Here is a 26,612-nt window from a genome sequence, read left to right on the forward strand (position 1 = left end):
GGGCCGTGGCGGTGCGTCGAAAGCCCGTCGCGTAGCCCGTCTCTGCCCCGTAGAACACAAAAGGGACGGCAGTACGCCCAACGGCGACGGGCTCGACGCACCGCCACGGCCCGCGCCCCACAACGCTCCCGCCCCCGCACAAGCGGTCACGCTCCGTAGAACAGCGAGTCCACAACCCCTCGGGCCCGCCGCCCGGTCCGCCGATAGTCGTCGAGCATGTCCCCCACATGACCGGGCCCGTATCCCAGATACCGCCCCACGGCGGCCAGCTCGCGAGGATCGGACGGGAACGTGTCCCCGGCCCGCCCCCGCACCAGCATCACCGCGTTGCGCACGCGGGTGGCCAGCACCCAGGCCTCGTCCAGCGTCGCCGCGTCCTCCTCCGACAGCAGCCCGCACGCACGGGCGGCGGCCAGCGCCCCGCGCGTACGCGTGGTCCGCAGACCCGCCTCTTCGGCCCCGTTCCGCAGTTGCAGCAGCTGCACGGTCCACTCGACGTCCGACAGCCCGCCCGGCCCCAGCTTGGTGTGCAGCTTGGGATCGGCCCCGCGGGGCATCCGCTCGGCCTCCATGCGCGCCTTCAGCCGCCGGATCTCGCGCACCGCGTCGTCCCCGAGCCCGGCCCGCGGATAGCGCAGCGGATCGATCAGCGAGACGAACCGCCGCCCCAGGTCCTCGTCCCCGGCGACCGGCTCCGCCCGCAGCAGCGCCTGCGACTCCCACCCCAGCGACCACCGCCGGTAGTACGCCTCGTACGACTTGAGCGTCCGCACGAGCGGCCCGGACTTCCCCTCCGGCCGCAGGTCGGCGTCGACGAGCAGCGGCGGGTCGGCGCTGGGCACCTGCAGCAGCCGCCGCATCTCGGAGACGACGGCGTTGGCGGCCCGCCCGGCCTCGTGCTCGTCGACCCCCTCCCGCGGCTCGTGCACGAACAGCACGTCGGCGTCGGAGCCGTAGCCCAGCTCGTGCCCGCCGAACCGGCCCATGCCGATGATCGCGAACCGGGTGGGCAGGGTGTCGCCCCACCCGTCCCGTACGACGGCCCGCAGGGTGCCGGAGAGGGTGGCGGCGGTGATGTCGGAGACGGCCCCGCCGACGAGGTCGACGAGCGCGCCCTGGTCGGCCTCGACGGGCTGCGCCTCGGTGCCGTAGGAGGCGACGATGTCCGCGGCGGCGGTACGGAACAGCTCCCGTCGCCGCACCCCGCGGGCCGCGGTGACGCCCTGGACGGCGCTGTCGGCGCGGCCGACGGCGGAGAGTATCTCCTGCTCCAGGTGGGCCCGCCCGCGCGGGGCCAGCCCGCCCGCGTCACCGTCGCCGAGGAGCGCGACGGCCTCGGGCGCCCGCATCAGCAGGTCGGGCGCGAGTCGCCCGGCGGACAGGACGCGCGCGAGGTTCTCCGCGGCGGCCCCCTCGTCGCGCAGCAGCCGCAGGTACCAGGGCGTCTTGCCCAGCGCGTCCGACACCTTGCGGAAGTTGAGCAGTCCGGCGTCCGGATCGGCGGAGTCGGCGAACCAGCCGAGGAGCACGGGCAGCAGCGTGCGCTGGATCGCCGCCTTGCGGGTCACGCCTGACGCCAGCGCCTCCAGGTGCCGCAGGGCCGCGGCCGGATCGGCGTAACCGAGGGCGACGAGCCGCTCGCGGGCGGCCTGGGTGCTCAGCCGCGCTTCGCCGGAGGGGAGTTGGGCCACCGCGTCCAGCAGCGGCCGGTAGAACAGCTTCTCGTGCAGCCGCCGTACGACGGCGGCGTGCCGCTTCCACTCGCGGTTCAGCTCGGCCACCGGGTCGGTCCGCAGGCCGAGGGACCGTCCGAGCCGCCGCTGATCGCCCTCGACGACGGGGACGAGGTGGGTGCGGCGCAGCCGGTAGAGCTGGATCCGGTGCTCCATGGACCGCAGGAAACGGTACGCGGCGTCGAGCTGTACGGCGTCGGTCCGCCCGACGTATCCGCCGGCGGCGAGCGCCTGCAAGGCGTCGAGCGTGGTGCCGCTGCGCAGCGACGCGTCGGCCCGCCCGTGGACCAGCTGGAGCAGCTGTACGGCGAACTCGACGTCCCGGAGTCCGCCGGGGCCGAGCTTGAGTTCGCGTTCGACCTCGGCGACGGGGATGTTCTCGACGACCCGCCGCCGCATCTTCTGCACGTCGGGGACGAAGTTCTCCCGCTCGGCGGCCTGCCACACCAGCGGTGCCACGGCGGTGACGTACTCCGCGCCCAGTTCGAGATCCCCGGCGACCGGCCGGGCCTTGAGGAGTGCCTGGAACTCCCAGGTCTTGGCCCAGCGCTGGTAGTAGGCGAGATGGCTGCTGAGGGTCCGCACCAGCGGGCCGTTGCGCCCCTCGGGCCGCAGGTTGGCGTCGACGGGCCAGATCGACCCCTCGACGGTGGTCTCCGAGCAGATCCGCATCATGTGCGCGGCCAGCTTGGTGGCGGCGCGCAGCGCCTTGCCCTCGTCGGCGCCGTCGGCGGCCTCGCCCACGAAGATGACGTCGACGTCGGAGACGTAGTTCAGCTCGTGTCCGCCGCACTTGCCCATGGCGATCACCGCGAGCCGGCACAGGGCCGCGTCGTCGGAGGCGGCGGCGCGGGCGAGCGCGAGGGCGGACCGCAGGGTGGCGGTGGCGAGGTCGGCGAGTTCGGCGGCAGTCTCGGCGAGGTCGGTGGTCCCGCACACGTCGCGGGCGGCGATGGACAGCAGGCAGCGCCGGTAGGCGACGCGCAGCGACACCGGATCGTCGGCCTCGGCGAGCCCGCGCTCGAACTCCTCCACGCCGGGGTGCAGGTCGCGCGGCTCGTAGGTGACCAGGGCCTCCCAGTCGCGGGGGTGCCGGGCGAGGTGGTCGGCGAGGGCGGCGGAGGCGCCGAGGACGCCGAGCAGCCGGTCGCGCAGCGGCTTGGCGGCTATCACCGTGTCGAGCAGCTCCCGCCGGGCGCTCGCGCCGGGCTGGGCCTCCAGCAGCCGGACGAGTCCGTGCAGGGCCAGGTCGGGGTCCGCGGTGCGGCCGAGGGCTTCGAGCAGCACCGGGTCGTTGCGCACGGGCGACAGCTCGGCGCCGTCCAGGAGACGTTCGGCGGCGGAGGCATCGGTGAACCCGTGCCGCAGCAGTCGCGTGAAGGTGCTGCTTCTGCGCCCCGGCCCCGTCATCGGCCCCGTCATCCCCGGCCTCCTCGGCTCCGATCAAGGTCGTACGAGCTTGAGCGTAACCCGCGCCGCCACGGTGGCGCCCCGGCCGGGTTTCGGGTTGTGTGGGAGGCGGCCGTGTGCCTCGGGGCTGCCCGAAGCGGCCGTACGGCCTTCACCATGGTCGCGACGAAGGAGTCACGCGATGGACATGACCCTCGAAGTCATCCTGCTGCCGGTGTCCGACGTGGACCGCGCCAAGGAGTTCTACCGGGACAAGCTGGGCTTCCATGTGGACCTCGACGGCGAGGTGATGGAAGGCGTACGGATCGTGCAGCTCACGCCGCCCGGCTCGGGCTGTTCGATCGCCCTGTCGGAGGGCCTCCAGGTGCCGACGGGTACGCCCGCTCCCGGGTCGTACCACGGCCTGCAGCTCTGCGTGACGGACGCGAAGGCGGCCTACGAGGAGCTGACCGCCCGCGGCCTGGAGGTGAGCGAGCCGCAGCAGTTCGCCCCGCAGGACGGCGCGACCTTCATGTACTTCAAGGATCCCGACGGAAACGGCTGGGCGATCCAGGAGTACCGCCGCCGCGCGACGGAACCCCTGCACCGGCTTCTCGCGGACCTCGCCGCGCGGCGGGACCAGGAGTAGCCGGAGCAGAAGTGGCTCCCCGGCCTCCGCGAACGCCCGCGCCGCTCCGCGTACGCCCGTCCCGCACCGTTCAGGACGCCCCGGCCGCCGCGATCAGAGGCCGCACCGTGTGCTTCTCGTCGTCGTCGAAGCGGAAGTCGAGGGCCCAGACGCTCAGTTTCCTGGTCACCTCGTCGCGGTGCCGGGTCAGGACGGTGAGCAGTTCCTCGGCCAGGTCGGGGCGGTCGTCCTCGCGGTCCTGCGCGGTGACCGTCAGCAGATAGGCGGTGGCGCGGGCGACCGGCCAGGCCTGCGGGGTGTTGGTGCTGCCGTTGCCCGCCAGTTGCTCCAGGACGTCCTTGAGCCGTTTGCGGACCGTGCGGGCCTGCGCCTCCGCGCCGCGGGCGCCGAAGCAGTCGCCCACGCTGAACAGCGCGGCGTGCAGTTCGGTGACGGTGGCCGGATGGTCGCCGGGGTGCTTCTGCCCGGTCAGTTTGTCGTGGGCGACGAGGCACGCCTCCACCAGGGCGTCCTCGACCTGTTCGGAACGGCACTGGAGGAAGCCGAGCGCGAACAGGGCCCGGATGCGCAGCCAGGACTCGGCCTCCTCCCGCGCGAGAATCTCGATCAGCGCGGTGGCGACCTGCTCGGCCCAGCCGGCCGCGACGATGGTGTCGATCGCCTGGCGTCGCGAGACCCCGGCGTTCTGGAGCAGGGCGTGCTCGAACAGCTTGCGCGTCCCCGGCCGTACGTGGTCCGGGATGCTCGGGTCGGCCCCGAGACGCGCGGCGGCGTCCATCACGGCGTGGAACCACGGCTCGTCGGTGTGCGGCCAGTCGTTGCACACCCCCTCGTCCCGCTCCATCACCGCCCGGAGCGTGGCGGCGGTCCAGCGCAGGCCGGCGGCGATGTCCGGCCGGTCGCGGGCGTCCTCGAAGTCGCCTATCAGCGCTTCCAGATGACGTCCGACGACCGCGCGGTCCCATCCGCGGCCCGCGACGGCCCGCTGCCACAGACCGTGCGCGGCGGTTCCGCGCTCGCGCAGCGTGGCGTCGCGGTTCTGGGCCCTGGTGAGCAGCATCCGGCCGACCCAGTCACCGTTCTCGTCCTGCGGGCCGGCCGGCGCGGACCAGTCGGCGGGGACGGCGATGGCGAGTTCGAGGTCCAGCGAGCGGCCCGGATACAGGCTCGTCATGCGCAGCTTCTCGGCGTCTCCCAGCAGCCTGCCCACACAGGCGCGCAGGGCGTTGAGCGCCGCCTTGTCGGCGTGGGCGGACTTCGCGGTGTTCAGCAGGACGCTCTTGGTGACCGCCCGCCAGACCCGGAAGCCCAGGGGCGCTGTCCGCACGGCCTTCTCCAGCTGGCCCGCCATCAGGTCGAAGGCGTATCCGGACAGGGTGCCCAGCCAGATCAGCGCCTCGACGTTGCGGCGGGTGGGGGGCGCGGCGCCGATGAGGATCAGCCGGGCGACGAGTTTCCGTACGGCGTCCCGGCGGTCGCGCAGCTGCCGGTGCAGGGGTCTGCGCAGGTCGGACAGGACGCGTAGCTGTGAGACGAGGGCCTCGACCTGGGCGAGCGCGATGTCCTCGTCGTCGCTCACGCGGGCGAGGAGTTCGTCGTGCCGGCTGGCCGGGGTGTGGGGTTCGACCGGGCCCGCCTGGTCCTGGGAGCCCCGCAGCCGCACGGCGAGGGCGCCCAGCCCGCCCGCGTGCTCCACGCCGAGCGCCGTCATGATCAGGTCGAGCCGTGCGAGGTGGGCGTCGCCGAACCGGTCGGGGGCGTCGCCGAGCGCGTGGGAGAACTGGCTCTCCTTCATCCCGACCCGCACGGCGAGTTCCTTGTTCGACACCTGGAATTCCCCGCGCTCTTCGAGGCGCGCGATATGGGACGCGACGGCATAACGGATCAGGTCCCGGTGAATCCCGATGTCGAGCAGCACATGCGTGTGCGGGGGAGGTGCCATCGCGCGAACCTAGCAGCGCTTCATGAGAGGCGACAGCCCCTTGATGTGATCCACTTCCGGCTTGACGAGTGAATCATGAAAATAACCCCTCTGACCTGCGAAAAAAGAAATCACCGAAGGCCTTGGAGACTTGCTTCCCGGCCACGCGGTGCGCCAGTCTTGGGAGCATCGACAAACGACCCCCCGGCCACTACCGGGGGGTCGCGTGAAAGAGAAGAAATCGAGCCGGACGGCGAAATCGGGCACGATCTTCTACCACTGACGCGTGCAAAGGACGCAGACAATGGCCTTCTCTTCTGTTCGGAAGGATACGCGCGCGGACGGCTGGGCGGTATCGCTTCCCTGGTGGCTGGACAGCCACGGTCGGCCGAACACCTGGTACGGAACCAGGCCGAGCTGGCACGGTGTGATCTTCTTCCTGGGCGCGGGCACCAGCACCCGGGCCGCCCTGAACGCCCTCGCCCCGGCCGAGCCGTTCTGGTACGTCCTCGCCTACGCGGCCTGCATCGTGGCCGGGCTGGCCGCCGCCAGGGCGGTGCGCGCCCGCGCGGACGACGCCTTCTCACGGATGTGCAGCGGCTGGCTCGGCTACATCGGATTCACCGGCTCCAGCGCGGTGGCGGCCCTGTTCGTCACCCGGACCCCGGCGGAGGCGCCGCCGATCGCCGACGAGGCGCCGGTGGCGGCGAGTGCGCTGGTGATGCTGCTGACGGTCGGCGGCTCGCTGCTGACCCGCTGGTTCCCGGCCAGCCGCCCGCGGTCGGCGGAACAACTGGACACGGAGGTTCGGGAACTGGCGCAACGGCTGGCCGACGCCCGCGCCCGTCGGGAACGGCTGGGCCGGATGTCCGAGGAGCCCGGCCACGACCCGAGGACGGTCCGGGCTTGGGCCCGCTCGACCGGACTCGAGGTCCCGGCGCGCGGCCCGCTTCCCGAGCACGTCGTGGCCGCGTGGCACGCGGCCCGGAGCACCACCGCGGCCTGACCGCGCGCGGAACGGCGAGGGGCCGGCGGCTGATGATCAGCCACCGGCCCCTCGCCGCATGAAGCGATGTGCCGAAGCGGGTGGGCTACAGCACCGGCAGGTTCTTCCGCAGCTCGAAGGCGGTGACCTCGCTGCGGTACTCCTCCCACTCGCTCTTCTTGTTGCGCAGGAAGAAGTCGAAGACGTGCTCGCCGAGGGTCTCGGCGACGAGGTCGCTGCGCTCCATCAGGGTCAGGGCCTCGCCCAGGTTCTGCGGGAGCGGCTCGATGCCCATCGCGCGGCGCTCGGCGTCGGAGAGGGCCCACACGTCGTCCTCGGCGCCCGGCGGGAGTTCGTAGCCCTCCTCGACGCCCTTGAGGCCGGCGGCGAGCAGCATGGCGTACGCCAGGTAGGGGTTGGCGCCGGAGTCGAGGGAGCGGACCTCGATGCGGGCCGAGCCGGTCTTGCCGGGCTTGTACATCGGGACGCGGACCAGGGCCGAGCGGTTGTTGTGGCCCCAGCAGATGTACGAGGGGGCCTCGCCGCCGGCGCCCGCGGTGCGCTCGGAGCCGCCCCAGATGCGCTTGTAGGAGTTGACCCACTGGTTGGTGACGGCCGAGATCTCCGCCGCGTGCTTGAGCAGGCCCGCGATGAAGGAGCGGCCGACCTTGGAGAGCTGGTACTCGGAGCCCGACTCGTAGAACGCGTTGCGGTCGCCCTCGAAGAGGGAGAGGTGCGTGTGCATGCCCGAGCCGGGGTGCTCGGAGAACGGCTTCGGCATGAAGGTCGCCTGGACGCCCTGCTCCAGCGCGACCTGCTTCATGACCAGGCGGAACGTCATGATGTTGTCCGCGGTGGAGAGCGCGTCGGCGTACCGCAGGTCGATCTCCTGCTGGCCGGGGGCGCCCTCGTGGTGGGAGAACTCGACCGAGATGCCCATCGACTCCAGCATGGTGATCGCCTGGCGGCGGAAGTCCATGCCGATGTTCTGCGGGGTGTGGTCGAAGTAGCCGGAGTTGTCGGCGGGGGTGGGGCGCGAGCCGTCGAGGGGGCGGTCCTTCAGCAAGAAGAACTCGATCTCGGGGTGGGTGTAGAAGGTGAAGCCCAGGTCGGAGGCGCGGGCGAGGGCGCGCTTGAGCACGTACCTGGGGTCGGCGAAGGACGGTGAGCCGTCCGGCATGAGGATGTCGCAGAACATCCGGGCGGTGCCGGGGGCCTCCGCACGCCAGGGGAGGACCTGGAAGGTGGAGGGGTCCGGCTTGGCGATCATGTCGGATTCGTAGACGCGGGCGAAGCCCTCGATGGCGGAGCCGTCGAAGCCGATCCCCTCGTCAAACGCCTGTTCGAGTTCCGCCGGGGCCACGGCGACGGACTTGAGGAAGCCCAGCACGTCCGTGAACCACAGGCGTACGAACCGGATGTCGCGCTCCTCCAACGTCCGGAGCACGAACTCCTGCTGCTTGTCCATCTTCCGCTTCCCCATCCTTGCTGGTCAGGCCGCCTGTCTCCCGCATCACGGGAGGCGGTCGGGCACCTGAGCATCCCACCACAACACCATTTCATGCGCGTTGCGCACCTTGATCGTCCGGCCGACCTCAGGGTGAATGCCTCGCGTACGACAGGTGTACCGCTCCCCGCCCATCTTGCCTGCTCGGACTGACATCCGTAATGCCCGGCCCCCTCCACCTCCGATCCGCCTCACGATCGGCCGTCCGGCACACCGCCATCGGCCATCTTTTTAATTTGCATCTCAGATGCAAGTTTTACTACGGTGCCGTCCAGTCGAGCGCCGCACAGAGGCGCAGGCGAGCCCGAGGAGGCCTCATGCTGTCCGAGCAGTCCGCAGCGACCGTCCGAGCCACGCTGCCCGTGGTCGGCGCCGCCATCGGAGAGATCACCGAGCGCTTCTACGCGGGGCTCTTCGAGGCCCGCCCGGAGCTGCTGCGGGACCTGTTCAACCGCGGCAACCAGGCCGCCGGCACCCAGCGCCAGGCCCTGGCCGGATCGATCGCCGCCTTCGCGACGCACCTGGTCGAACGGCCCGGCGGCCGGCCCGACGCGATGCTCGCCCGCATCGCCCACAAGCACGCCTCGCTCGGCATCGCGCCCGAGCAGTACGCCCTCGTCCACGAGCACCTCTTCGCGGCCATCGCCGCGGTCCTCGGCGAGGCGGTCACCCCGCAGGTGGCAGCCGCCTGGGACGAGGTCTACTGGCTGATGGCGAACGCCCTGATCGCCATCGAGAAGCGGCTCCACGAGGAGGGCGGCGGCCCCGTCTGGCGTGCCTGGGAGGTCGTCGAGCGCGTAGCGGAGACCGCCGACGTCGTCACCTTCCGGCTGCGCCCGGCGGACGGCGGCCCGGTCCGCGGCTTCCGCGCCGGCCAGTACGTCTCCGTCCGCGCCGAACTCCCCGACGGCGCCCGCCAGATACGCCAGTACAGCCTCTCCGGCACGCCGGGCGACACGCTCCGCCAGATCAGCGTCAAGCGGGTCCCGGGCGGGACGACGCCGGAGGGCGAGGTCTCGAACCACCTCCACGCGCGCGTGACGGAAGGCACCGTGCTGGAACTCTCCGAGCCGTACGGCGATCTCGTCCTGGACGACACCCCGGACACCCCGCTGCTGCTCGCCTCGGCCGGAATCGGCGTGACCCCGATCACGGCGATGCTGGCCCACCTGGCGGCGACCGGGCACCGCGCCCCGGTCACCGTCGTCCACGCCGACCGCTCCCCCGCCGACCACGCCCTGCGCGGCGAGCACGAGGCGTACACGGCGAAGCTCCCCGAGGCGGCGGTCCACCTCTGGTACGAGCAGGACGCCCCCGAGGGCACCCGCACGGGCCTCGCCGACCTCGCGGACGTCCCCGTCCGCCCCGGCACGCGCGCGTACCTCTGCGGCCCCCTGCCGTTCATGCGCGCGGTCCGCGCCCAGCTGATCGAGAAGGGCGTCGCCCCGGCGGACGTGCACTACGAGGTGTTCGGCCCCGACCTGTGGCTGGCGGCGGCCTGACGACGGCCCGTATGCGGCAGGGGAGCCTCACGCGCCCGTGAACAGCGGCTCGTAGGGCTCGCCCTCCGGCGTGAAGACGAGGACGAAGTCCTGGCCGGCGCCGAAGGCGACCTCCCGGAGGCGGGCCAGAGCCTCCGCCTCGGAGGGCAGGTCGAGCCCGAGGGCCGCGGCGGCCCTGCCCCGGTCGGCCGCCAGGTCGGGCAGGTCCGCCAGATACTCGGCCGCGAGCCAGCCGCTCTGCTCGGCGGTGAAGGCGGTGCAGTCGCGCCACCACGGGACAGCGAGGAGGAGCCGCAGCAGCTCGGGCAGGCCGACGGCGACCAGGGCCGCGCGGCCCTCGGAATCGGCGTACAGGACCGGGCGCTCCTCGCCGCCGTCGTCGCAGAAGAAGTACGTGCCTCCGGCCGCGTCTCCCGCAAACCCCTCCAGCCGCGCGCCCGAGGCGAGGTGGACCTCCTCGCCGTGGTCGGCGCGGTCCAGCTCGAAGTCGCCCGGCCCGGCGAGGAAGAGGGCCGCCTCGTCGTGCGCGCGGACGGATGCGATCAGCGATGTCATGCGGGGCACCGTACGGTCCCGCCGACGACCCCGTCAGACCCGCGCCGAGATGCCCAGCAGCAGCGGGCCCGTCGGGTTCGTGACGATGTCGGCGACCGTGATCGGGTCGAGCGAGGCGAAGAAGGCCTCCTGGGCCTGTCGCAGGGCGCCGCGCAGGCGGCAGCCGGAGTTCAGGGGGCACGGGGTGGCGCCCTCGCAGTCGACGACGTCGCCGTCGCCCTCGAAGGCGCGGACCACGGCGCCCACCGACGCCGTACGGCCCTTCTCCGTCAGGGCGAGGCCGCCGCCCCGGCCGCGCCGGGCCTCCAGCAGACCCATGTGCTGAAGTTCGGCGACGACCTTGGCAGCATGGGTGTAAGGGACCTCCATGGCCGCCGCCACGTCACGGGTCGTCGGCGTGGTCCCGCCGGACACCGTGAGCCGCATCAGCACGCGCAGCGCCAGGTCGGTGGATCGCAAGAGCCGCATGGGAGTGAGCGTAGAGGAGACGCGCGGATAATGCGCATCTGAGCTTCCGATTTATGGCCCGACGGCCGCACGCCCCGCGCTCCCGGCCTTGGCTGTGACCTGCCTACGGGTTCACCCGGATTCCCCATTACGATCAGCAGAACCGAACGACTCGAACAGCACCGGACACCGCGCAAGCACCGCACCGCTCCGCAGGCCCCGCACGACCCGACCGTTCCGCCCCCTTTCCCCAGAAGGACAGGCCCCATGGGTTCCGCCAAGAAGAACACCAGCGCGGCGCGCAAGGCGCGCATAGAGGAAATGCGCCGTGCGGAGCAGTCGCGCGAGCGGCGCAACCGGATCCTGACGATCACGGCCAGCACGCTCGTGGTGGCCGCCCTCGTGGCCGGCACCGTGTTCCTGGTGCAGTCACAGTCGGACGACGACCCCGCCGCCGACGCCAAGACCTCGGGCAGCTTCGTCACCGGCGCGGACGGCGTGAAGACGTGGAAGGGCACCCTGGGCCGCACCCACGTCGCCAAGACGGTGACCTACCCGGTGGAGCCGCCGGTCGGCGGTGACCACAACCAGGTGTGGATGAACTGCAACGGCGACGTCTACACCGAGGCCCTCAAGAACGTGAACGCGGTGCACTCGCTGGAGCACGGCGCGGTCTGGGTGACGTACAACAGCAAGGCTCCGAAGGCCGAGGTGGACGCGCTGGCGGCGAAGGTGAAGAAGACGCCGTACACGCTGATGAGCCCGGACGACAAACAGGCCGACCCGATCATGCTGACCGCTTGGGGGGCCCAGCGGACGGTGACCGGGGCGAGCGACCCGAACGTCGACACGTTCTTCCAGAAGTACGTGCAGGGCGAGCAGACGCCGGAGCCGGGCGCCGCGTGCACGGGCGGTCTGTCGAAGTGAGGTACGCGGGAGTCGCCGTGGCCGTGGCCGGTGTCCTGGTCGCGGCCGGGGCGATCAGCTACTCCGTCGCCGGGGACAGCGGTTCCGGTTCCGGGAAGGTGCCCTCCGTGGACTCCGCGGACGCCGGCTTCGCCCGGGACATGGCGGTGCACCACCAGCAGGCCGTCGAGATGTCGTACATCGTGCGCGACCGCACGAAGGACGAGGAAGTACGCCGTCTCGCCTACGACATCGCGCAGACGCAGGCCAACCAGCGCGGCATGATGATCGGCTGGCTCGACCTGTGGGGCCTGCCCAAGGTGTCCTCGGACGAGCCGATGGCCTGGATGGACATGGCCGGCATGGCGTCCGGCGAGGACGGCGCGCTGATGCCGGGCATGGCCACCAACACCGAGATGAAGAAGCTCGGCACGCTGAACGGCAAGCAGGCCGAGATCTTCTACCTCCAGCTGATGACGACCCATCACCAGGGTGGCGTCCACATGGCTCAGGGCTGTGCCGAGAAGTGCACGGTGGGCGTGGAGAAGCGGCTCGCGCAGGGCATGGTCGAGGCGCAGAAGTCGGAGATGCAGCTGATGGCGGACCTGCTCAAGTCGCGGGGCGCCACACCGACTCCGTAGGCGGCCCGGGGGGGCCGGTCCGCTCGGTGGACGCTGATGGGCAGACAGCGGCCGGCGATCCGCCACTTCCACGGCGTGTCGCCGGCCGGGAGCTGCCAATTGCTCGGGCTCGGCGGGATGCGCCGGCCGCGTCCGCCTCGGACGCGGGCCCCAGGGGGGCGGGCGGTGGGGGCCCGCCTGGCCCCGCCTCCGACCACCGCCCACCCATCGCGTCGCACTGACGATTACACTGCGCGTGTGAACTTCTGGTCGATCTATCAGCACGGCTTCGCACGGGTCGCCGCCTGCACGGGCCACACCGTCATCGCGGACCCGCACGCCAACGCCGGAGCGGTCCTGCGCCACGCCCGCCGGTGCGCCGAGGAGGGCGTCGCCGTCGCCGTGTTCCCGGAGATGGTGCTGTGCGGCTACTCGATCGAGGACCTGCTGCTCCAGGACGCGCTGCTCGACCAGGTCGAGGAGGCGCTCCGGGAGGTGGTGGCGGGCTCGTCGGAGCTGCTCCCGGTGCTGGTCGTGGGTGCCCCGCTGCGCCACCGCAACCGGGTCTACAACTGCGCGGTGCTCGTGCACCGCGGCCGGGTCCTCGGTGTCGTGCCCAAGTCCTACCCGCCCAACTACCGTGAGTTCTACGAGCGTCGGCAGATCGCCGGGGGCGACGACGAGCGCGGCGGGACGATCCGGGTCGGCGGGGAGGCCGTCCCGTTCGGCGTGGACCTGCTGTTCGAGGCGGTGGACGTCCCCGGGCTGGTGCTGCACGCGGAGGTCTGCGAGGACATGTGGGTCCCGGTGCCGCCGAGCGCCGAGGCCTCCCTGGCGGGCGCGACCGTCCTGGTCAACCTCTCGGGCAGCCCGATCACGGTCGGCAGGGCCGAGGACCGCAAGCTGCTGTGCCGTTCCGCGTCCTCCCGCTGCCTCGCCGCGTACGTCTACGCGGCGGCCGGCCTCGGTGAGTCGACCACCGACCTGTCCTGGGACGGGCAGACCCTGATCTACGAGAACGGGGTGCTGCTGGCGGAGTCCGACCGTTTCCCGCTCGACGAGCAGTACGCGGTCGCCGACGTGGACCTCGACCTGCTGCGGCAGGAGCGGGCGCGGATGGGCACGTTCGACGACAACCGCCGTACGCACTCGGCGCGGACCGGGGACTTCCGGACGGTGTCGTTCGCACTCGCCCCGCCGGTCGCCGACCTGGGGCTGCGCCGCCGCGTCGAGCGGTTCCCGTTCGTGCCCGCCGACGCCGAGCGGCTCGCCCTGGACTGCTACGAGGCGTACAACATCCAGGTCGCCGGACTGCAGCAGCGGCTGGCCTCGATCGGCGGCCCGAAGGTCGTCATCGGGGTGTCGGGCGGTCTCGACTCCACGCACGCGCTGATCGTCGCGGCGCGCGCGATGGACCGGGCGGGCCGTCCGCGCAGCGACATCCTGGCCTGGACGCTGCCCGGCTTCGCCACCAGCGACCACACCAAGGACAACGCGCACCGGCTGATGCGCGCCCTCGGCGTCACCGCGGCCGAGCTGGACATCACGCCGACGGCGCGGCTGATGCTGCAGGAGATGGGCCACCCGTTCGCCTCCGGCGAGCCCGTGTACGACGTCACCTTCGAGAACGTGCAGGCGGGCCTGCGCACCGACTACCTGTTCCGGCTCGCCAACCAGCGCGGCGGCATCGTGCTGGGCACCGGCGATCTGTCGGAGCTGGCGCTCGGCTGGTCCACGTACGGCGTGGGCGACCAGATGAGCCACTACAACGTCAACTCCGGTGTCCCGAAGACGCTGATCCAGCACCTGATCCGCTGGATCATCAGCAGCGGCCAGTTCGACGAGGAGACCGGCGACATCCTCGCCGCGATCCTCGACACCGAGATCAGCCCCGAACTCGTACCGGGCGAGGAGATGCAGTCCACCGAGTCCCGGATCGGCCCGTACGCGCTGCACGACTTCACGCTGTTCCATGTCCTGCGGTACGGCTTCCGGCCGTCGAAGATCGCCTTCCTGGCGTGGCACGCCTGGCACGACGCGGAGGCCGGCGCCTGGCCGCCGAACTTCCCTGAGGCCAAGCGGGTCGCCTACGACCTCCCGGAGATCCGGCAGTGGCTGGAGGTGTTCTGCCGCCGCTTCTTCGCGTTCGCGCAGTTCAAGCGCTCGGCCATGCCGAACGGGCCGAAGGTCTCGGCCGGCGGCTCACTCTCCCCGCGCGGCGACTGGCGCGCACCGTCCGACAGCACGGCGGAGGCCTGGCTGCGGGACCTCGCCCGCATCGACCCGGCGGTGGCGGAACGCTGACCGCCGGGTCGCCGCGGGACCGGGGGAGTCCGTCGCCGTGCCGGGGCGCCGGCCCGAGGTGACGATCCCCGGGCGCCGGCGCCGATCCCGTAGGGCCCTGCCGGGACCTCGGCTTCGGCAGAGCAGGGGCGGGGGTTGCGGAATTGTGGCCTCCACCACGGCGGACGCGGGCTCGGCCTGGTGAGATCACCGGATGCTCGGTCTACTCCTGCGCGTTCTGCCCTTCTGGGTCCGCGAACCGCTGCTCATCGTCCTCGGGGCTGTCCTCGGCGCACGCATCACCTACCTCGCCGTCCACGATCAGGACCGGGTCGCGGCCGTTATCGGCGCGGTGTTCCTCGTGTTCACCGCGATACGCGTCCGCGTGGTGGTCCGGGCGCTGCGCGCGCGCCGGAACCCCGTCCCGGCGGCCCCCGCGGACGGAGCCCCGACCGACGCTGTCGCCCGCGCCTGGGCACAGGCCCAGCTGGCCGCACCGGGACCGGCACCGGCCGGAGCCGGCCTGCCTCCCGGTCCGGTCACCGCCGAGAAGGAGCCCAACCCGTGGGGCCAGGCCGTCGCGGCCGTGGCCGTGTTCGCGGCGATCGCGGCCGCCCTGTGGCTGGGCCCCGACGTGCTGCCGTCCGACGACGACACCTCGACCGCGCGGGCGGCCTCGTGTTCGGACACGGAGGACGAGGAGCTGCCCGCGGTCTACGGGAAGACGCCCCGGCCCGTGACCGGTGCCGAGCTGTGCGAGGCGCTCAACCGGCCCGACCTGGCGCGGCTCCTCGGGACCCCCACGGAGATCGCGACCTCGGCCTCCGGCACCAGCAACACCGCCGCCCTGACCGACGGGAAGGTCGCCCAGCCGGAGGCCGAGGTCAGGTTCGACACGTACACCGTGAATCTGTCGGCCACCTACAACGAGCTGTCGACGGCCCAGTACGTGAACCTGCTGAAGATCGCGGGGACCGAGGGGGAGAAGGACCTCAGGACGCTCACGGTCCTCGGCCGGCCCGCGCTCCTCTCCTCGGACCCCACCATGAAGATCGAGATCAGTCTCGGGGACGAGGGGTCGAGCGGGCCGGTGCAACAAGGCCCCCTGGCCAGGACGCTGTCCGTGGCGCTCGACAGCAAGGACCGGGGCGGCTCCTACGACATCACCGTGTGGAGCGAGTCCGGGGCCCTCCCGGACGACGGCGTCCTCCTCGGCATCGCCGAGAAGATCCTTCCGACGATCCCCCTGCGGAGTGTCCGCTGAGACGTCTCGCCGCCGGCCTCGGCCCAGCCGCGTGAGGACGCGGCCATGGACGAGGCGGCTGCTGAGGGGTCGAACGAGGGCCGGTGGCCACCGCGAAGACGCTCAGTGCTGCAGTACACCCGCCCGCTCGGGCGTGTGGGTGGCGACCACGTGGCCCGCGCCGGCGGACTCCCGCCGCCGGTCCACGGCGTACGCCACGGCGGCCACCCCGAGGCCCAGGACCGCCAGCACCGCGCCCGCCGACGCGGGAGACGTCACGCCGAAGCCCGCCGTGAGAACCAGGCCACCGGTCCAGGCGCCGCCCGCGTTGGCCAGGTTGAACGCGGCCTGGTTGGCGGAGGAGGCCAGCGACGGGCCCGCCGCCGCCTTCTCCATCACCATCATGGTGAGCGGTGAGCCCGTCACGAACGCCGCGACGCCCAGCAGGAACACGGCCAGCGCACCGCCCCACGCCGTCGTCATGAGCGGCGGGAACAGGGCCAGGACGGCCACGAGGGACGTCAGGCCGCCGAACAGGGTCGGCCGCATCGCGTGGTCGGCGAGCCGCCCGCCCAGCAGGTTGCCGATCGTGGCGCCGACGCCGAACAGGGCCAGCAGCAGGGTCACGCTGGAGTCGCCGTAGCCGGCGCCGTCCGTCAGCATCGGCGTGATGTAGCTGTAGGCGGAGAACAGCGCGCCGAATCCGGCGACCGTCGTACCCAGCGCCAGCCACACCGGCAGCGAACGCAGGGCGGCCAGTTCGCCGCGCAGGCCGGTCGTGGGGGCGGCGGCCCGGTCGCGCGGGATCAGCAGGGCCAGCGACGCTATCGCCACCAGGCCGATCGCGCTCACGCCCAGGAAGGTCGCGCGCCAGCCGAGGCGCTGGCCCATGAGGGTGGCGACCGGGACGCCCGCGATGTTGGCCACCGTCAGGCCGAGGAACATCAGCGACACCGCGCGCGCCTTGCGTTCGGGAGCGACCATGCTCGTGGCGACCACCGCTCCCACGCCGAAGAAGGCACCGTGCGGAAGGCCGCTGAGGAAGCGGGCGGCGAGCAGGGACTCGTTGCCGGGCGCGAACGCGGACAGCGCGTTGCCGGCCACGAACAGCACCATGAGGGAGATCAGGACCGTACGGCGGGACATGCGCGCGGTGGCTGCGGCGAGCAGCGGGGCGCCGATGACGACGCCGAGCGCGTACGCGGAGACCAGGTGTCCGGCGGTGGGGACGGAGATGTCGAGGTCGTCGGCGACTTCGGGCAGCAGGCCCATCATCACGAACTCGGTCGTGCCGATGCCGAAGGCACCTACGGCGAGGGCGAGCAGGGCCAGAGGCATGGAGGGGCCTGTGCCTTTCGGAGAGAGTTCCGTCATCTTATGTTCAAGTACGGAACAAAGTCTCCCCGGCCCGGTATTCCGGGAGGTTACGACGTGGTGACCTTCACACGAGCCGCGACGGGCAAGTGGTCGCTGCCCGTCTGCGGCAGCGTCCACGAGGTGACCGGCTCCACACCCGTCACCATGATCTGGTCGATCCGCGCCATCGGGAACGACGCCGGCCAGCTGAAGCCGAACCCGCTGCCCGCGGCGCCCTGCGCGGAGCGCATCTGGGAGGTGACGGCGTTGAGCGAGCGGTCGTTCATCGTGCCGTTGAGGTCGCCGAGCAGGACCTTGCGGCTCAGCGGGTCGGCGGCGATCGCCTCACCCAGCGCGTCCGCGCTCTTGTCGCGCTGATGGGCCGTGAACCCGGCCTGGAGCTTCACCCGGACCGAAGGCAGGTGGGCGACGTAGAAGCCGACCGCCCCCTGCGGGGTGGCCACCGTGGCGCGCATCGCGCGGACCCAGCCCAGCTTGATGTCGACGGCCGCCACATCGGTCAGCGGGTACTTGCTCCACAGCCCGACCGTGCCCTGCACCGAGTGGTAGCGGTACGTCGCCGCCAGCGCCTTCTCGTACACCGGGACGGCCGTCTCGGTCAGTTCCTCCAGCGCCAGCACGTCCGCCCCGGAGGCGGCCACGTCGCGGGCGGTGCCGGAGGGGTCGGCGTTGTCGGCGTTGACGTTGTGCGTGGCGACGGTGAGGTCGCCGCCGCTGCCGGTCTTGTCGCCGAGCAGCCCGCCGAAGAGGTTCAGCCAGACCACGGCCGGCAGCAGCAGGGCGATCAGCGCGGTCGCCGACCTGCGCACGAACGCCAGCACCAGGAACACCGGGATGAAGACGCCGAGCCACGGCAGGAACGTCTCCGTGAGGCTGCCCAGGTTGCCGAACCGGTTGGGGATGCGCGAGTGCACCAGCATCACCAGCGCGAGCAGCAGCGCCAACGCGGCGACGACGAGGCCGCGGCGCCAGATCCGCGGATCACCGCGCCAGCCCGCCGACAGGCGTCCGACCAGTCGTACAAGCAGGCTCCGGAGCCGGGCTCCTCGCGGCTCGGGACCCGGGCCGCCATTGTCCGTCTCCGCCACATACGCCTGCTGCGCCATACCGTCGCCTCACTGCCTGCCGTGCATACCGTCTCTCCCCCGTGCGTACGACCCTAGGGGATGATCGGCTCGGATCCCGCCGTCCCATGACGGCCCAACGGGCACGAGGACGAGCGGAGTGCCGCCGGGGGTTCCGGTCACGGACCGTCAGGGGTGTTCTGTGACGGAACGCGCACATTCGGCCGGGTCCGCCGGGGAACTGACGGACCGTGGGGCGGCGGCCCCGCCGACGGACGGTGCGCCGGGGGGCCGCAGACCGTCGAGCAGGGTGTCCACGATCCGTTGCGCGAGTCCCTCGGTGAGGTCGGCGTCGGGCCGCAGGACGGCACGGACCAGCATCGGGCCCATGAACAGGTCGTTGACCAGCTCGACATCGAGGTCGGTGCGGAGTTCACCGTCGCGCTGCCCGCGGCGCAGGACTTCCATGCCCAGCTTCCGCCGGGGTGCGATGACCGTGCTGTGGTACGCCTCCCAGATCCTGGGGCTGCTCTTCATCTGCGCGTGCGCGGTGCGCAGGATCGCCGATGACCGGCTGGCCAGTCCGCGCCGGCGCTGCCACTCCAGCAGCGCCACGAGGTCGTCGCGCATGGAGGTGCCGGGGAGTTCGGGGCCGTCCGGCTCGACGGTGCGCAGGACGTCGACGAAGAGTGCCTCCTTGCCCTTCCAGCGGCGGTAGATGGCCGCCTTGCCGACTCCGGCGGTGCGGGCGATCCGCTCGATGGACAGTTCCCCGAGCGGCACGCCCTCCTCCAGCAGCTTCATCGTCCCCTCCACGATGGCCTGTTCCACGGCCTCGCTGCGGGGCCGCCCCCGGACGGGCTGCGCGGGCGACTCCGCGGCCGTCCCGCTGTCGGCGGACGTCACGGCCGTCCCGCCTCTCCGTGCACCAACTCGGCGTCCTCGGCCGCCTCGTCGGGCTCCTTCGGCCGGCCCGGCAGGAACAGGGCCACGACGACCGCGCCGACGAGGGCGACACCGGCCCCGCACAGCGCGGTGACGTGCATGGCGTGCAGGAACGCGTCGTTGGCCGGGCCGACGAGGGACTCGCCGCGCGGGCCGAGCTTCGCCGCGACGGCCAGGGTCCCCTCGATCGACTCCCCCGCCGTGTGGCGCAGCCCGGCCGGTACCGCGCCGAGCTTGTCCTCGATGCCGGTGCGGTACGCCGCCGACAGCACGGAGCCGAGTACGGCGATGCCGAGCGCGCCGCCGACCTGGCGGAAGGTGTTGCTGAGCGCGGACGCCGAGCCGGCCTTCTCGCGGGGCAGCGACTGCATGATGACGACGCTGGTCGGGGTCATGATGTGGGCCATTCCGGCGCCCATGAAGAAGAAGACGACCTCCAGCAGCCAGATCGGCGTGTCCTCGTCCAGCGTGGCGAACGCGACCAGCGTCGCCGCGATGAGGAGCATGCCGCCGGTGGTCGTGGCCTTGTTGCCGAAGCGGTTCACGACCAGCCGGGCGCGCGGCGCGAAGACCAGCTGGGCGACGGCCAGCGGCAGCATCAGCAGACCGGTCTGCAGCGGCGAGTAGCCCCGCACGCTCTGGGTGTAGAAGACGGCGAAGAAGGTCACGCCCATCAGGGCGAAGAAGACCAGCGCGATGACGCCGATCGCGGCCGAGAACACCTTGTCGCGGAAGTAGCCGACGTCGATGGACGGATGGTCGCTGCGCTTCTCGAACACCACGAAGGCGGCGAGGACCACGAGTCCGCCGAGGATCCGTGCCAGCACCGTCGGATCGGTGAAGTCGGCCAGCTCGCCGCCCTTGATGATGCCGTAGACGAGCAGGACCAGGCCGACGACGGACAGGACGACACCGACGGGGTCGATCCGGCCGGGGGCTGGGTCGCGCGAGTCCGGCACCAGCCACACCATCAGCACGATGGCGGTGATCACGATCGGCACGTTGACGAGGAAGACCGAGCCCCACCAGAAGTGGTCGAGGAGGAGGCCGCCGGTGATGGGCCCGATGGCGATGGCGAGGCCGACGCCGCCGGCCCAGATGCCGATCGCCTTGGGCTGTTCCTCGCGCTCGAAGACGTTCATCAGGACGGCGAGGGTCGCCGGCATCACGAACGCGGCGCCGACGGCCATCAGTGCGCGGAAGGCGATGAGCTGGGCGGGTGAGCCGGACTCGGCGGCGAGCGCGGAGCCGATGCCGAAGACCGCGAGGCCGCCGAGCAGCACCTTCTTGCGGCCCAGGCGGTCGCCCAGCAGCCCCGCGGAGAACAGCAGGCCCGCGAAGACGAGCGTGTAGGAGTTGATGGCCCACTCCAGCTCGCTCTGGCTGGCGCCGAGGCCGACGGGGGCCGGGGTGGAGATGGTCTTGACGGCGACATTCAGGATCGAGTTGTCGAGCACCACGATCAGCAGGCTCAGCATCAGCACGCCGAGGATCGCCCAGCGACGCCGGTGCACGGCTTCCGGTATGCGGGGGGTCGCGGGAACGGCGGGTGTGGTCATGCTTCGAGCGTAGACCCATTTCGATACGGCACCGTCTCGTATCGAATCCTCTTACTGAGGTTTTACCCACAGGGGGTGCTCTGGCCCTCCCTGGCACGAGGTGCCACCATGGATGTGGTCCGGGGACGCCGTGAGGGCGCCTCGAGATGACGAAGGAGCCGTTGCAATGACGCAGCTTTCGGCTGCCCAGACGAAGTCCTCCGACGGCAGCAAGGCGCTGTACGGAGGAAAGGGCACACGCCGCATCACCGTCCGCGACATCGCCGCCGCCAAGGAGCGGGGCGAGAAGTGGCCCATGCTCACCGCCTACGACGCGATGACCGCGTCCGTCTTCGACGAAGCCGGGATCCCCGTGATGCTCGTCGGCGACTCGGCGGGCAACTGCCACCTCGGGTACGAGACCACCGTGCCCGTCACCCTCGACGAGATGACCATGCTCTCGGCCGCCGTCGTACGCGGCACCCAGCGGGCCCTCATCGTCGGCGACCTGCCCTTCGGGTCCTACCAGGAAGGTCCCGTGCAGGCCCTGCGCAGCGCGACCCGGCTGGTCAAGGAGGCCGGGGTCGGAGCCGTGAAGCTGGAGGGCGGCGAGCGGTCGCACCGGCAGATCGAGCTGCTCGTCGAGTCCGGCATCCCCGTCATGGCCCACATCGGGCTCACCCCGCAGTCCGTCAACGCCATGGGGTACCGCGTGCAGGGGCGTGGCGAGGAGGCCGCCGCGCAGCTGCTGCGGGACGCGAAGGCCGTCCAGGACGCGGGGGCGTTCGCGGTCGTGCTGGAGCTGGTGCCGGCGGAGCTGGCGGCCGAGGTGACGCGCGTGCTGCACATCCCGACGGTCGGGATCGGCGCCGGTGCCGAGACGGACGCGCAGGTGCTGGTGTGGACCGACATGCTCGGGCTGACCGGCGGGCGGGTCCCCAAGTTCGTGAAGCAGTACGCGGATCTCCGTGCGGTCATGGGAGACGCGGCGAGGGCGTTCGCGGAGGATGTCGTCGGCGGAACGTTCCCGCAGGACGAGCACTCCGTCCACTAGAGCCATCTCGGTACGACGGCAGCCCGCCGACCATCCCCCAGTCGGCGCCGCCCCACCTCCTCACCGCCCACAAGGCAGCCGCAGCCACCCTCACCAAGCTGAACCTCACCGACGCCGCACCCACGGACGTGTACCTCGTCCTGGACCGCTCCGCGTCGATGCGGGCCTACTACAAGGACGGCTCCGTCCAGGCTCTGGCCGACCAGACCCTGGCCCTCGCCGCCCACCTCACCAAGACCCAGACCCAGCCCCCCACCGTCCACGTCGTCTTCTTCTCGACGGAGCTGGACGGCACGGCGGACCTCACCTTCACCGACCCCGAGAACAAGATCGACGACCTGCACGCGGGGCTGGGCCGCATGGGCCGTACCAGCTACCACGTCGCCGTAGAGGCGGTCGTGGCGCACCACGAGAAGCACGCCGCGTCGGCGCAGTCCCCCGCCCTGGTGGTCTTCCAGACGGATGGCGCCCCGGACGCGAAGACCCCCGCCACCCAGGCCCTCACAACCGCGGCGGCGAACCACCCCACCCTCTTCTTCTCCTTCGTCGCCTTCGGCGAGCACGAGAACAAGGCGTTCGACTACCTCCGCAAGCTCAAGACGGGCAATACGGCGTTCTTCCACGCGGGCCCGACCCCCCGCGAGCTGACGGACCAGGAGCTGTACGAGGGCGTACTGGCCACCTGGCGCCCGTAGCCGGGTGGGGCACAGCCCCCCGCCCCCACGCCGCCCGCTTCTCATCCCGTAAAACGGGAAGCGGGCGGCGTACCCATGTCGGCTACGATTTCAAGGTTCCGTACATAGCAACCTGGGAGCAGCCCCCGATGGCTCGACACCTCATCACCAGCGCCCTTCCGTACATCAACGGAATCAAGCACCTGGGCAACATGGTGGGGTCCATGCTCCCGGCGGACGTGTACTCCCGGTACCTCCGCCAGCGCGGCCACGACGTCCTGTACATCTGCGCGACGGACGAGCACGGCACGCCGGCCGAGCTGGCCGCGAAGGAGCAGGGTCTGCCGGTTGCGGAGTTCTGCGCGCAGGCGCACGACGCGCAGAAGGCGGTCTACGACGGCTTCAGCCTGGCCTTCGACCACTTCGGCCGGAGTTCGTCCCCGCAGAACCGCGAGATCACGCAGGAGATCGCGCGCGAGCTGAAGGCGAACGGCTTCATCGAGGAGCGGGCGATCCGCCAGGTGTACTCGGTCACCGACGGCCGTTTCCTCCCGGACCGCTACATCATCGGCACGTGTCCGCACTGCGGCTACGACAAGGCCCGCGGCGACCAGTGCGAGAACTGCACGCGCGTCCTCGACCCCACGGACCTGATCGAGCCGCGCTCGGCGATCAGCGGCAGCAGCGATCTGGAGATCCGCGAGACCAAGCATCTCTTCCTCCTCCAGTCGGCGCTCGCCGGCGAGGTCGAGGCGTGGGTCGACGAGCGCGCCGACAACTGGCCGGTGCTCGCCTCCTCCATCGCCCGCAAGTGGCTCACGGAGGGCCTGCACGACCGGGCGATCACCCGTGACCTGGACTGGGGCGTGCCGGTCCCGGCCGACACATGGCCGGACCTGGCGGCGGACGGCAAGGTGTTCTACGTCTGGTTCGACGCCCCGATCGAGTACATCGGCTCGACGAAGGAGTGGGCGGACCAGGACCCGGAGAACCGTGACTGGCGTTCCTGGTGGTGGGAGTCGGACGCGGACGTCCACTACACGCAGTTCATGGGCAAGGACAACGTCCCCTTCCACAGCGTGATGTTCCCGGCGACCCAGCTGGGCACCCGCTCGCCGTGGAAGAAGGTCGACGTCATCAAGGCCTTCAACTGGCTGAACTACTACGGCGGCAAGTTCTCCACCTCGCAGCGGCGCGGCGTGTTCACGCACGACGCGCTGGAGATCCTGCCCGCCGACTACTGGCGCTACTTCATGATGGCGAACGCCCCCGAGTCGGACGACTCGTCCTTCACCTGGGAGCACTTCACGGCCACGGTGAACAAGGACCTCGCCGACACCCTCGGCAACTTCGTGAACCGCGTCCTGTCGTTCTCCAAGAAGCGCTTCGGCGACGAGGTCCCGGCGGGCAGCACGTCCGGCGAGGCCGAGGCGAAGCTCGGCACGGAGATCGCGCGGCTCCTCGCCGAGTACGAGGAGCAGATGGAGGCCCTCCAGTTCCGCAAGGCGGCAGCCGCACTGCGCGCGCTGTGGTCGGCGGGCAACTCCTACCTGGAGGAGAAGGCCCCCTGGCTGGAGATCAAGACCGACATGGACGGCGCGGCTCTGACGCTGCGCACGGCGATGAACCTGATCCACCTGTACGCGGTGGTCTCGGAGCCGTTCATCCCGGCGACGGCGAAGGTCATGCGGGAGGCGTTCGCGCTGGCCGACGACACGGCGACCTGGGTCAGCGAGGCGGAGGCGAAGGCCCTGGACGCGGTCCCGGCCGGCACCCCGTTCACGATCCCGCCGGTCCTCTTCGCCAAGCTCACGGACGACGACCTCGCCACGTACAAGGAGCGCTTCGGCGGCGCCGACGAGTGACACGCCCCGTGCGGTGGGAGGGGCGGGGCCCCGTCCCTCCCACCGCACGGGACCCCGGCCTGGACATGTTCTCGCCAAGCCGTATGGTTTCCGCCATGGCAGTCCCCGAGGTCATTCCGATCGCCTACGAGCCGAAGCACCGCACCGAGTCCATCGGTCGGTACGCGGACGGTCAGTTCCTCGCATCGGTCACATACGCGTTCCCGCAGGGCTTCCGTCTCGACGACGGCTGGGAACAGCACAAACGTCTCTACACGGTGCTGCACACCTTCGATGCCGAGGGCCGGTACCGGAACTCGGACATCTGGTGCGCCGGCACCTGGGCACAGCAGCAGAGCAACCCCCACGGCGACGACTCGGTCCTCCACCGCGCCCGCGCCCGCCTGGCCACGCTCCTGCGCAGCCTGCCCCGCCGCTCCTACACGGACATCGCGATCCGCCCCTTCCAGCTCACCTACGAGAACGTCCTGTTCGGCCTCGTGATCCGCAAGGACGAGGAGGACGACGAGGACTGGGCGGAGCTGTACCCGGACCAGCTCGGTTTCGGCGAACCGTGGGACGGCTCGTACGACACCTGACGGGGCCCGCACACCCTGGCCGCGCAACTGTCCGCACCTCGACGGCGTCCCCCTCTGCGAAACCAATGACACAGGGGGACCTTCATGGCGCTGTTCGGTAACGCGCACACGATCGACTCGGGCACGGCCCAGCAGGACTACGCCCGGCTGCTCGGACAGGGCGAGCGCGTGCACGCCGCGTATCTGCTGATCCGGGACACGATCCTGTTCACCGACCGGCGGCTGCTGCTGGTCGACAAGCAGGGCATCACCGGGAAGAAGGTGGAGTACCACTCCATCCCGTACCGCAGCATCACCCACTTCGCGGTCGAGACCGCCGGCACCTTCGATCTCGACGCCGAACTGAAAATCTGGGTGTCAGGCACACCGACGCCGATCCAGAAGACGTTCACCAAGGGCGTGGACATCTACGAGGTACAGGCGATCCTGACCCAGTTCGTCACGCAGTAACCGCGTAGGCCACGAAGTCGGCCCAGGCGCCGGGGGCAAACACAAGCTGAGGGCCCCCTATGTTCTTGGAGTCTCGCACGTGCACCACGTCAGGGGGCGTGGCGATCTCGATGCAGTCGTTGCCGTCGCCGCTGCTGCTGTAGCTGCTCTTGAACCAGACCAGCGCAGCAGTGTCGTGGCCAGTGGAGGTGCCGATCATGTCTCTCCAAGCATCTGCTCGACGAGGGCCCGCGACTCTCGGGGCGTGAGAGCCTGCGCCCGGATCATGCCATAGCGCAGTTCAAGGATCCTGAGCTGCTTCAGCTCGGACACTGGGCGACCGCTGAACGCACTTTCCGAGCGCCCTACCGCTGTACCGTCCGGAAACTTGAGCACTTCGATCAACCCGCCCGTGCCGAAGTGATCCTCACAGCCGGTCGGCATCACTTGGAACGACACGTTCCGCAACTGTCCCAGTTCCAGTAGACGTTCAAGTTGCCGCCGCCAAACCATTCTGCCTCCGACCGGGCGGCGCAGGGTCACCTCTTCCTGGACAAAGCTCAGAGTCGGCGCTGGTGACCGATCGAAGATCGAACGACGGGCCATCCGCGCGGCCACCATGCGCTCTGTCTCCTCATCCGAGTAGGCAGGAAGCCAGGCGTCAAAGAGTGCCCGCATGTGTTCCTCGGTCTGCAACAGGCCGTGGATGTTGTGGTTGCTGTACAGGGCCACCTCAACCGCCTGCGCCTCCAGCTTGCCCAGTTCCCGAACCTTCTTCGGATACCGGACCTTCTTCACGTCCTCCCAAGTCGCCGCGATGAGTCCGCCCGCACCCAACACCTCGTCGGCCTTGTCCAGGTACTCCTGTCGAGGAATCCGCTTCCCGCCCTCGACTTTGTAGACGAGGTCCTCCCCGTATCCGACCGCCACCGCGAAGTCGGCGGCGCGCATGGCCACGGCCTCCCGCCTCAGCCTCAACTGCCGTCCCACCGTGGCGAGAACCGCGACACCCCACTCGTCGTCGGGGTCGACCTCCCACCCCGGCTCGTCCGCCTCGGTCGTGAGCCGTACGGCCTCACCGTCCACCGACATACCGCAGCCCTCCGTCGTGTTTCCCTGCCGCAACGCCGCTACCCGCAGACCCCTCGCCGACTATCCGGACAGCGGCCGACAAGCTCCGGACAGTCACCCTACGTATCAGCTCTGTCACTGTTCACGGTAAGCGCGCGCGGCCACGCTCAGTGACGTGAACCAGAAAAAGTCCACCCAACTCCTCGCGCCCGTGGACCACTTCAGCGTCCTGCTGTCCCCCACGCCGCGAGGCGCCCGCCTCGCCCGGCTCCTCGCG

At 71.0% G+C, this 26,612-nt stretch carries 22 protein-coding genes and 1 pseudogene; 12 read left to right on the top strand and 11 right to left on the bottom strand.

Translation table 11 applies throughout. The annotated features are described in order from the left end of the window. Positions 1–146 precede the first annotated feature (146 nt). Positions 147–3,143 (bottom strand): bifunctional [glutamine synthetase] adenylyltransferase/[glutamine synthetase]-adenylyl-L-tyrosine phosphorylase, encoded by a 2,997-nt coding sequence (locus BZL64_RS16035; RefSeq protein WP_086769889.1) that lies wholly within the window; start codon positions 3,141–3,143, stop codon positions 147–149. 181 nt (positions 3,144–3,324) lie between these two features. On the opposite strand from BZL64_RS16035, the gene BZL64_RS16040 reads away from it, so the two are divergent. Beyond that, entirely contained in the window at positions 3,325–3,771 is a 447-nt protein-coding gene (locus BZL64_RS16040; RefSeq protein ID WP_086769869.1) for a VOC family protein, read from the top strand. Positions 3,772–3,841: 70 nt separating this feature from the next. On the opposite strand, the gene BZL64_RS16045 is transcribed toward BZL64_RS16040, so the two are convergent. Then, positions 3,842–5,713: a hypothetical protein gene (locus BZL64_RS16045; RefSeq protein ID WP_086769870.1), complete on the bottom strand. Its 1,872-nt coding sequence runs from the start codon at positions 5,711–5,713 to the stop codon at positions 3,842–3,844. A gap of 406 nt (positions 5,714–6,119) precedes the next feature. Here BZL64_RS16045 and BZL64_RS16050 point away from each other — a divergent pair, with 406 nt between their 5' ends. Next, positions 6,120–6,698 carry an Lsr2 family DNA-binding protein gene (locus BZL64_RS16050; RefSeq protein ID WP_158101536.1) on the top strand — a complete coding sequence of 193 codons (579 nt, stop codon included), beginning with the start codon at positions 6,120–6,122 and terminating at the stop codon, positions 6,696–6,698. A gap of 85 nt (positions 6,699–6,783) precedes the next feature. Here the strand turns inward: BZL64_RS16050 and glnA are convergent, their stop codons facing one another. Next, positions 6,784–8,145: a type I glutamate--ammonia ligase gene (gene glnA / locus BZL64_RS16055; RefSeq protein WP_073492977.1), complete on the bottom strand. Its 1,362-nt coding sequence runs from the start codon at positions 8,143–8,145 to the stop codon at positions 6,784–6,786. A 356-nt stretch (positions 8,146–8,501) separates the two neighbouring features. On the opposite strand from glnA, the gene BZL64_RS16060 reads away from it, so the two are divergent. Further along, positions 8,502–9,686: a globin domain-containing protein gene (locus BZL64_RS16060; RefSeq protein ID WP_086769872.1), complete on the top strand. Its 1,185-nt coding sequence runs from the start codon at positions 8,502–8,504 to the stop codon at positions 9,684–9,686. Positions 9,687–9,713: 27 nt separating this feature from the next. Here the strand turns inward: BZL64_RS16060 and BZL64_RS16065 are convergent, their stop codons facing one another. Beyond that, entirely contained in the window at positions 9,714–10,241 is a 528-nt protein-coding gene (locus BZL64_RS16065) for a hypothetical protein (protein ID WP_086769873.1), read from the bottom strand. 33 nt (positions 10,242–10,274) lie between these two features. Further along, the gene (locus BZL64_RS16070) at positions 10,275–10,709 is read right to left on the bottom strand and encodes an RrF2 family transcriptional regulator (RefSeq protein WP_086769874.1); all 435 of its coding nucleotides are present in this window, start codon (positions 10,707–10,709) and stop codon (positions 10,275–10,277) included. Between the two features lie 246 nt (positions 10,710–10,955). Between BZL64_RS16070 and BZL64_RS16075 the strand changes: the two genes are divergently transcribed. The 4 genes from BZL64_RS16075 to BZL64_RS16090 all read left to right on the top strand — a co-directional run bounded on the left by BZL64_RS16075 (position 10,956) and on the right by BZL64_RS16090 (position 15,761). Then, positions 10,956–11,615: a DUF3105 domain-containing protein gene (locus tag BZL64_RS16075; protein ID WP_086769875.1), complete on the top strand. Its 660-nt coding sequence runs from the start codon at positions 10,956–10,958 to the stop codon at positions 11,613–11,615. Further along, a complete protein-coding gene (locus BZL64_RS16080) occupies positions 11,612–12,235 on the top strand; it encodes a DUF305 domain-containing protein (protein ID WP_086769876.1) in 624 nt (207 codons plus the stop codon). Before BZL64_RS16075 ends, BZL64_RS16080 begins: the two co-directional genes overlap by 4 nt. A 237-nt stretch (positions 12,236–12,472) precedes the next feature. Continuing rightward, entirely contained in the window at positions 12,473–14,518 is a 2,046-nt protein-coding gene (locus tag BZL64_RS16085; RefSeq protein WP_086769877.1) for an NAD(+) synthase, read from the top strand. Between the two features lie 193 nt (positions 14,519–14,711). Next, positions 14,712–15,761 carry a DUF6215 domain-containing protein gene (locus tag BZL64_RS16090; protein WP_086769878.1) on the top strand — a complete coding sequence of 350 codons (1,050 nt, stop codon included), beginning with the start codon at positions 14,712–14,714 and terminating at the stop codon, positions 15,759–15,761. Between the two features lie 102 nt (positions 15,762–15,863). Here BZL64_RS16090 and BZL64_RS16095 read toward each other — a convergent pair whose 3' ends face one another. The 4 genes from BZL64_RS16095 to BZL64_RS16110 form a co-directional block, all read right to left on the bottom strand. Continuing rightward, on the bottom strand, positions 15,864–17,078 hold the full coding sequence (locus tag BZL64_RS16095; RefSeq protein WP_086769879.1) for an MFS transporter: 1,215 nt from the start codon (positions 17,076–17,078) through the stop codon (positions 15,864–15,866). 86 nt (positions 17,079–17,164) lie between these two features. Beyond that, positions 17,165–18,223, bottom strand: coding sequence for an endonuclease/exonuclease/phosphatase family protein (locus BZL64_RS16100; RefSeq protein ID WP_086769880.1), 1,059 nt, complete (start codon positions 18,221–18,223; stop codon positions 17,165–17,167). Between the two features lie 147 nt (positions 18,224–18,370). Further along, entirely contained in the window at positions 18,371–19,087 is a 717-nt protein-coding gene (locus BZL64_RS16105) for a TetR/AcrR family transcriptional regulator (protein WP_244205357.1), read from the bottom strand. After that, a complete protein-coding gene (locus BZL64_RS16110) occupies positions 19,084–20,685 on the bottom strand; it encodes an MFS transporter (protein WP_086769881.1) in 1,602 nt (533 codons plus the stop codon). The genes BZL64_RS16105 and BZL64_RS16110 overlap by 4 nt, the downstream gene beginning before the upstream one ends. 166 nt (positions 20,686–20,851) lie before the next feature. Here BZL64_RS16110 and panB point away from each other — a divergent pair, with 166 nt between their 5' ends. The 5 genes and pseudogenes from panB (at position 20,852) to BZL64_RS16135 (ending at position 25,285) form a co-directional block, all read left to right on the top strand. Beyond that, complete coding sequence (panB, locus tag BZL64_RS16115) at positions 20,852–21,718, top strand: 3-methyl-2-oxobutanoate hydroxymethyltransferase (protein WP_086769882.1); 867 nt, start codon at positions 20,852–20,854, stop codon at positions 21,716–21,718. A 50-nt stretch (positions 21,719–21,768) separates the two neighbouring features. Then, positions 21,769–22,413 (top strand): annotated as a pseudogene (locus BZL64_RS16120) (VWA domain-containing protein); the annotation flags it as partial. A 128-nt stretch (positions 22,414–22,541) separates the two neighbouring features. Beyond that, positions 22,542–24,257, top strand: a complete 1,716-nt coding sequence (metG, locus tag BZL64_RS16125; RefSeq protein WP_086769883.1) for a methionine--tRNA ligase — start codon at positions 22,542–22,544, stop codon at positions 24,255–24,257. 95 nt (positions 24,258–24,352) lie between these two features. Next, the gene (locus BZL64_RS16130; RefSeq protein WP_086769884.1) at positions 24,353–24,835 is read left to right on the top strand and encodes a hypothetical protein; all 483 of its coding nucleotides are present in this window, start codon (positions 24,353–24,355) and stop codon (positions 24,833–24,835) included. Between the two features lie 84 nt (positions 24,836–24,919). Then, positions 24,920–25,285: a PH domain-containing protein gene (locus BZL64_RS16135; RefSeq protein ID WP_086769885.1), complete on the top strand. Its 366-nt coding sequence runs from the start codon at positions 24,920–24,922 to the stop codon at positions 25,283–25,285. Here BZL64_RS16135 and BZL64_RS16140 read toward each other — a convergent pair. Further along, positions 25,275–25,484: a DUF397 domain-containing protein gene (locus BZL64_RS16140; RefSeq protein ID WP_086769886.1), complete on the bottom strand. Its 210-nt coding sequence runs from the start codon at positions 25,482–25,484 to the stop codon at positions 25,275–25,277. The two genes, BZL64_RS16135 and BZL64_RS16140, sit on opposite strands and share 11 nt — an antisense overlap. Continuing rightward, a complete protein-coding gene (locus BZL64_RS16145; RefSeq protein ID WP_086769887.1) occupies positions 25,481–26,356 on the bottom strand; it encodes a helix-turn-helix domain-containing protein in 876 nt (291 codons plus the stop codon). The genes BZL64_RS16140 and BZL64_RS16145 overlap by 4 nt, the downstream gene beginning before the upstream one ends. Between the last annotated feature and the right edge of the window lie 256 nt (positions 26,357–26,612).

The organism is Streptomyces bobili (genome assembly GCF_002154575.1).
GTDB classification, from domain to species: Bacteria; Actinomycetota; Actinomycetes; order Streptomycetales; family Streptomycetaceae; genus Streptomyces; species Streptomyces bobili.